The organism is Janthinobacterium sp. PSRC1-1 (genome assembly GCF_049897525.1).
GTDB lineage: Bacteria > Pseudomonadota > Gammaproteobacteria > Burkholderiales > Burkholderiaceae_D > Janthinobacterium > Janthinobacterium tructae.
Genome location: NZ_JAFCWK010000021.1, coordinates 74,945 through 81,474, shown reverse-complemented (window position 1 = coordinate 81,474; position 6,530 = coordinate 74,945). Strand labels below are relative to the sequence as shown.

The 6,530-nt window shown below is 60.6% G+C and carries 8 protein-coding genes; 5 read left to right on the top strand and 3 right to left on the bottom strand.

Translation table 11 applies throughout. The features are described 5' to 3' along the window. Positions 1-277 precede the first annotated feature (277 nt). Positions 278-1,054, bottom strand: coding sequence for an enoyl-CoA hydratase (locus ACP7DW_RS27950; protein WP_141171640.1), 777 nt, complete (start codon positions 1,052-1,054; stop codon positions 278-280). Between the two features lie 76 nt (positions 1,055-1,130). Here ACP7DW_RS27950 and ACP7DW_RS27945 point away from each other — a divergent pair, with 76 nt between their 5' ends. Both ACP7DW_RS27945 and ACP7DW_RS27940 read left to right on the top strand, forming a co-directional pair. After that, positions 1,131-2,432, top strand: coding sequence for an MFS transporter (locus tag ACP7DW_RS27945; RefSeq protein WP_426057663.1), 1,302 nt, complete (start codon positions 1,131-1,133; stop codon positions 2,430-2,432). A 137-nt stretch (positions 2,433-2,569) separates the two neighbouring features. Continuing rightward, positions 2,570-3,007 carry a universal stress protein gene (locus ACP7DW_RS27940; RefSeq protein WP_426057662.1) on the top strand — a complete coding sequence of 146 codons (438 nt, stop codon included), beginning with the start codon at positions 2,570-2,572 and terminating at the stop codon, positions 3,005-3,007. 40 nt (positions 3,008-3,047) lie between these two features. On the opposite strand, the gene mltA is transcribed toward ACP7DW_RS27940, so the two are convergent. Then, a complete protein-coding gene (gene mltA, locus ACP7DW_RS27935) occupies positions 3,048-4,289 on the bottom strand; it encodes a murein transglycosylase A (protein ID WP_426085180.1) in 1,242 nt (413 codons plus the stop codon). Positions 4,290-4,338: 49 nt separating this feature from the next. Between mltA and ACP7DW_RS27930 the strand changes: the two genes are divergently transcribed. Next, complete coding sequence (locus tag ACP7DW_RS27930) at positions 4,339-4,485, top strand: hypothetical protein (RefSeq protein WP_298406421.1); 147 nt, start codon at positions 4,339-4,341, stop codon at positions 4,483-4,485. Between the two features lie 23 nt (positions 4,486-4,508). Here ACP7DW_RS27930 and apaG read toward each other — a convergent pair whose 3' ends face one another. Continuing rightward, positions 4,509-4,883 carry a Co2+/Mg2+ efflux protein ApaG gene (gene apaG, locus ACP7DW_RS27925; RefSeq protein WP_215406951.1) on the bottom strand — a complete coding sequence of 125 codons (375 nt, stop codon included), beginning with the start codon at positions 4,881-4,883 and terminating at the stop codon, positions 4,509-4,511. A gap of 157 nt (positions 4,884-5,040) precedes the next feature. Here apaG and rpe point away from each other — a divergent pair, with 157 nt between their 5' ends. After that, positions 5,041-5,715, top strand: coding sequence for a ribulose-phosphate 3-epimerase (gene rpe, locus ACP7DW_RS27920; protein ID WP_071079585.1), 675 nt, complete (start codon positions 5,041-5,043; stop codon positions 5,713-5,715). Continuing rightward, positions 5,715-6,431 carry a phosphoglycolate phosphatase gene (locus ACP7DW_RS27915; protein WP_426057660.1) on the top strand — a complete coding sequence of 239 codons (717 nt, stop codon included), beginning with the start codon at positions 5,715-5,717 and terminating at the stop codon, positions 6,429-6,431. Before rpe ends, ACP7DW_RS27915 begins: the two co-directional genes overlap by 1 nt. Positions 6,432-6,530 lie beyond the last annotated feature (99 nt).

The following is a 6,530-nucleotide window of genomic DNA, read 5'->3' as shown; positions in this document are numbered from 1 at the left end:
TTTCATTATTTCTTGTGAACATTTGATATTTTAAGTTAGACGCCAATCCGAAGATTGACGCTGCACTTACATCAAATGCCCACACTTATCGACTGTTAATTGTTAAAGAACGGTATTCGTTGCTACTTTCGCGCTATCGACAAAGCGTTGTGTTTGTCAGCTGCGAAGAAGGAAGAGTATGAAGCTTTTTCAGCATTTCGTCAACCTTCTTTTTCTCCCCGTTTTACTCTGCAACACCATGTTTTGTGTGCGTCGTTTTGCGAGGAGGCGAATCATATCAAAGACTGTCGAAGTTTGGCAAGCGCTTTTCCAGGAAAGCGTGCATGCCTTCTTTTTGTGCAGGCGTGCCGAAGGCGGCCTGGAACAAACGGCGCTCGTAGGCAACGCCATCGGTCAGGGTCGTTTCAAAGGCGCGGTTGACGCAATCCTTGATCATCATGGCAACCGAGGTCGGCATGGCGGCAATGGTCTTGGCGGCAGCCAGGGCTTCTTCCATTAATTTATCTGCCGGCACCACGCGCGACACCAGGCCGATGCGTTCCGCCTCGGCAGCGTCGATGGTGCGTGCCGTCAGCAGCAGATCCATGGCCTTGGCCTTGCCGATGGCGCGCGGCAAGCGCTGCGTGCCACCCGCACCAGGCGTGACGCCAACCTTGATTTCCGGCTGGCCGAATTTGGCGCTGTCGGCGGCGATCAGGAAATCGCACATCATGGCCAGTTCACAGCCGCCGCCGAGCGCATAACCGGCCACCGCGCCCACCACCGGTTTGCGCACGCGCAAGATATGTTCCCAGTTGCGACTGATGTAACCCTGGGTAAAGGTGTCCGGATAGGTGTAATCGGCCATGGCGGCGATATCGGCGCCAGCGGCAAACGCTTTTTCGCTGCCCGTGAGCACGATGCAGCCAATATTCTCGTCCGCGTCGAATTTCAGCAGAGCGTCGCCCAGCTCATTCATCATGTTGTCGTTCAAGGCGTTGAGCGCCTTCGGGCGGTTCAGGCGGATGACCGCCACTTTGTCCTGGATGTCGATGATCAAGTCTTCGTATTGCATGGTGTCTCCTCTGGATGAACGGTGTGACGATTGTAGCGGCTAACAGCGGCGGCGCGACAAGTGCGCTGCTATTATTGTGAGCCCGATCACCTTTATCGAGCAGCGTATTTTCTCTTCCTTCTTCCAGTACTGCGCCCACCATCTGCGCGGCGACGGCAGCGCCGCCAGCGTCAATTTTCGCCGCCTGTGGTTCAGCAACGGCCTCAATTGCTTCGGCGCCCAGATCACCTCGCTGGCCCTGCCCCTGTGCGCGGTATTGTTATTACATGCGACACCAGAACAAATGGGGGTACTCGTCGCCCTGCAGGCGCTGCCGTTTGCCCTCTTCGGCTTGCCCGTCGGCGTGCTGCTGGACCGGCGCAGCAAGCACCCGATCATGCTGTTCAGCGAAAGCATGTCGGGCCTGGCGCTGGCCAGCGTCGCCGTCGCCTACTGGTGCGGCGTGCTGTCGATGCCCTGGTTATATATAGTGGGATTCATCATCGGCACGGGCTTCGTCGTCGGCGGCGGCGCCGAACAGGTTTTCCTGACCTTCCTGGTGGGCCGCGACGGTTTGATCGATGCGCAATCAAAATTTGCTGCCACCGAATCGGCTTCGCGCCTGATCGGCCCCGGCCTGGCCGGCGTGCTGGTGCAAGTCTTGTCGGCGCCCGTCGCCATCCTGTGCACGGCCTGCGGCTATCTGGTGTCCGTCTGCAATCTGCGCGCCATGAGCGTGCGCGATCCACGCCCGGCGCCGTCAAGCAAGCACGCCTTGCGCGACATCGCCGACGGCTTGCTGTTTGTCTGGCATGAACCGCTGCTGCGCGCGCTGGCCTGGGGCGCCGGCATCTGGCACTTCCTGTTTTACGCCAGCATGGCCTTGACGGTGCTGTTTGCCACGCGCGACCTGGGCATGAGTCCTGGCGTGCTGGGCATGACGCAGATGCTCGGTGGCGCCGGCGTGCTGCTGAGCGCCTTCATCGTCAAGCCATTGACGCGCCGCTATGGCGCCGGCCGCACCATTCTGATCGGACTGGCGTCCACCTCCGTCTGCTTTGCCCTGACGCCCACCATCCCCGCCTTACTATTAGGCAGTGCGGCCGCCAGTGCTGTGGCGTATGCCGTGCTGATGTTCTTTTTTGATTGCGGCGTGATGCTGTTCTTTATTCCCTACCTGGGCTTGCGCCAGAAAGTCACACCCGACCCCATGCTGGGCCGCATGACCTCGACCATGCGCTTCCTGACGGTGGCGACGGCGCCGCTGGGCGCGCTGGCCGCAGGCTGGGTAGCGGAACACTTTGGCGTGCGCAATGGCCTGGCCTGCATCGCGGCAGGCAGCATCGCACTGACGATCGCCATGGTGTGGGGCACGCCGCTGCGTAGCGTGCGCACCTGAAGCGATGAACGGGCATACACTGCTGAAAGATTGCCTTGGCGACACTATTCATGCCAAAGCCTGTGAGTTTTGATTTACATCAAGGAATTAATTGAGGTAAATCCATAAGCTGTCTTACATCACTCTAGGAGCACGTCATGTTTAACACCATCTTATTTCCCACCGACGGCTCGCCGCTGTCCGACAAAGCGGCCGAGACGGCCCTCGCCTTCGCTCAATTGAACAAGGCCAAACTGGTCGCCCTCAGCGTGGTGCAACCGTTCCCGTTCTCGCCGATGGCCGATGGCGGCATCGTGCTCGACGCCGGTTTGTACGAGCAACAAATGCAGGAAGCATCACAACGCGCCGTCGACAAGATCGGTGAAGCGGCGCGCGCCGTCGGCGTGCCCTTCGAAGGCGTGGTCGTCGTCTCGCCCAGCCCGCACGAGGAAATCGTCAATGCGGCGCAAACCCACCATTGCGACATCATCCTGATGGCCTCGCATGGCCGCAAAGGCTTGAACAAGCTGTTCGTGGGCAGCGAAACGCAAAAAGTGCTGGCGCATACCCATTTACCTGTCATGGTTTTGCGCTAACCTTGCGCTAGCGCAATCCCCGCCCGGCGCCGCGAGAAACTCAGCGCGCCGGCGCCTGCTTCGGCAACAACACCCACACGGCGCCGCTCTGCTTCATGCGGCCCGCATTCTCCGCCGCTTCCGCACCAAAACCAAAGAAGTAATCGACCCGGATCGGCCCGCGAATGGCGCCGCCCGTATCCTGCGCCATCACCAGCCGCTGCATGGGAATCTCGCTATTGGCTTGCGTGGTGGACAGGAACACGGGCGCACCGAGCGGCAAGAAGCGCGAATCGATGGCCACCGAACGCTGTGGCGTCAACGGCACGCCCAATGCGCCCTTCGGTCCCACTTTGGGATCAGGCAGACGCTCTTCCTTGAAGAAGACATAGCTGGGATTGGCGTTGAATAATTCATCCTTGCGCGTAGGGTGGCCGGCGATCCACGCCTTGATGCCCTGCGCTGACGCCTGGCTCAACGTCAGCTCGCCCTTGTCGACCAGGTAGCGGCCGATCGATTTGTACGGGTGACCATTCTGGTCCGCGTACGCCACGCGCACGGTTTCCTGCGTATCGGTCAGCTGCACGCGACCGCTGCCCTGCACTTGCAGGAAGAACGCTTCGACTTCGTCATCGACCCACAGCAATTCCTTGCCCGTGACGGCCGTGGCGCGCTCGATGTCGGCGCGGGTCGCGTACGGGATCACCTTCTTGCCCACCAGCTTGCCGCGCAAGCGCATGTTTTTCAATTCCGGATACACGCCGGACAAGTCCACCGAAACGAGATCGTCAGGCACCTTGTACAACGGCGTCTGGTACGGGCCGCCGCGCTTGCGCGCGCCATGCAGCAGCGGCTCGTAGTAGCCGGTCACCAGGCCGGCACTGGCGCCATCGGCGGTGACGACTTGATTGGGCACAAAGAAGGTCTCGAAAAACAGGCGGATGGCCTTGTCGCTATCGGCATTCACCTGGCGCGCGATGGTGCACGACTCTTTCCAGTCCGGGCGTTTCACCAGCACGCCGCACGAGGCCATGAAGGCGGGCCAGGCGGCGCGCATGTCGTCGCGGGCCCAGCCCGGCAAAGCGGCAAATTTGGCGGGCACGAAGGTGGGGGCCGCCGCTGCATCCAGCGTGTCCTTGGCGTCCTTGACATCGGCCGGCTTGGCCGGCACTGGCCTGACGACAGTCGGTGCGATCGCCGGCGCCTTGCCAGCCGCGGCGACCGGCTCTGCCGGCGGCGTGGTACAGGCGGAAAGCGCAAGCGCGACGGCGCCGACTGAAACGGGTAGACTACCGCGTGTCAACAGACGGCGGGTAAATACTAAGCTGCGGGTAAATAACATAGGGGGGCGTATGTGGATCTTGATGATAGAGGCGCTGGTGGCGTTCTTCTTGCTGGCATTTATAGTCTGGTGGACCATGTATTCGGGTAAAAAACCCGCACCACCGGCGCGCAAGCAGCTCAGTGAAGAACGGGACGCCACCGAAAAACTGAAATAGGGGCGCAAGCCCCCGGCGTTTCCTTAATGCAGGGTACGCGGCACCGACAGCACGAACTCGGGAATCAAAGCTTCGAACTGATGGCCATCCTCGGCCACGCAGAAGTATTCGCCGTGCATCGAGCCTTGCGGCGTGCCCAGCATGGTGCCGCTCGTGTATTCGAACTGCTCGCCCGGCTGCAGCAGCGGCTGGTGGCCGACGGCGCCCAGGCCGCGCACCTCTTCCACCTTGTTGTTCGCATCCGTGATGACCCAGTGGCGCGAAATCAGTTGCGCGCCAACGGTCCCCGTGTTGACGACGCGAATCGTGTAACTGAACACGTGCCGCCCCTGGTCGGGAGCCGATTGCTCGGGCAGATATTGTGTCTTGACCGTTACCGTAAATTCATAAGTCGCCATCGTCATTCCTATTCAGACATTGTCAGTCGTATATTGTGTGTCGCGCGCCGCATTGGCCATCGCGCGCCGTGTATTCTGCGTTCCAGTCAGCCATGGTAACGGCGTCAAGCGTAAAATAGCGCATCTTCGTATTTTCTACTCTGAGCCTTTAGCCACCATGACAACATTCCGTATCGCCCCCAGCATCCTGTCCGCCGACTTTGCCCGCCTGGGCGAGGAAGTGCGCAACGTCGTCACCGCCGGCGCCGACATCATCCACTTCGACGTGATGGATAACCATTATGTGCCGAACCTGACCATCGGCCCGCTGGTGTGCGAAGCGATCCGCCCGCACGTGCAAGTCCCCATCGATGTGCATCTGATGGTCAAGCCTGTTGATCGCATTATCCCGGATTTCGCCAAGGCTGGCGCGAACATCATTACCTTCCACCCGGAAGCGTCGGATCACCTTGACCGTTCCTTGCAGCTGATCCGCGACAATGGCTGCAAATCGGGCCTGGTCTTCAACCCGGGCACGCCGCTGCACTACCTGGAACACGTGATGGACAAGATCGACATCATCCTGATCATGTCGGTCAACCCGGGCTTCGGCGGCCAGTCTTTCATTCCGCAAGCGCTGAAGAAAATCGCCGAAGCACGCCGCATGATCGACGAATCGGGCCGTGACATCATGCTGGAAGTCGATGGCGGCATCAAGATCGACAACATCGGCGCCGCCGCTGCCGCCGGCGCCGACACCTTCGTCGCCGGCTCGGCCATCTTCGGCAAGCCCGACTACAAGGCCGTCATCGACGCCATGCGCGCCGAATTGGCAAAAGTGACGGGCGCCTGATGCAAGCGGGCACGGTGAAAGACCACGTACTGGCCGGCGTGCGCGCCGCCATCATCGACCTCGATGGCACGATGCTCGACACCGTGCCCGATTTTCATGTCGCCATCAACGGCATGCGCGCCGAACTGGATCTGGCGCCCATCAGCGCCGACGCCATCAAGCTGATGGTGGGCAAGGGCTCGGAAAACCTGATCCGCACCGTGCTGGCCCTCGACTTCGACGCGGCCGGCGTGGAACAACACTTCGACGCGGCGATGGAAGGCTACCAGCGCCACTACCTGGCCATCAATGGCCAGTTCAGCACCCTGTACCCGGACGTGGAAGCAGGCCTGGCGGCGATGCAGGCGGCGGGCTTGCGCCTGGCCTGCGTCACCAACAAGCCGATCGCCTTCGCCCTGCCCCTGCTGCGACAGAAAAAACTCGACGGGTATTTCGAGATCGTCTACGGCGGCGATTCGCTGCCGCAGAAAAAACCGCATCCCATGCCGCTGCTGCAAGTATGTGCGGACTTCGATCTGGCGCCCGCCAAAGTGGTGGCCATCGGCGACTCCTCGAATGACGCGCAAGCGGCACGGGCGGCGGCTTGCCCCGTCTTGACCGTACCGTATGGTTACAACCACGGACACTCTATACACGACACCGATTCCGATGGTATAGTAAATACGCTGCTCGAAGCGGCGCATTTTATAAGCATGCACAACAGACCAGCATACTGACCCACACCACATCGTGAACACGTTTCTCATCAAAAAACACAATGTCACCCAAACCGGCTCGATTGAGGCCTGGCTTTGGCGACGCTGGCAATCCTGGCA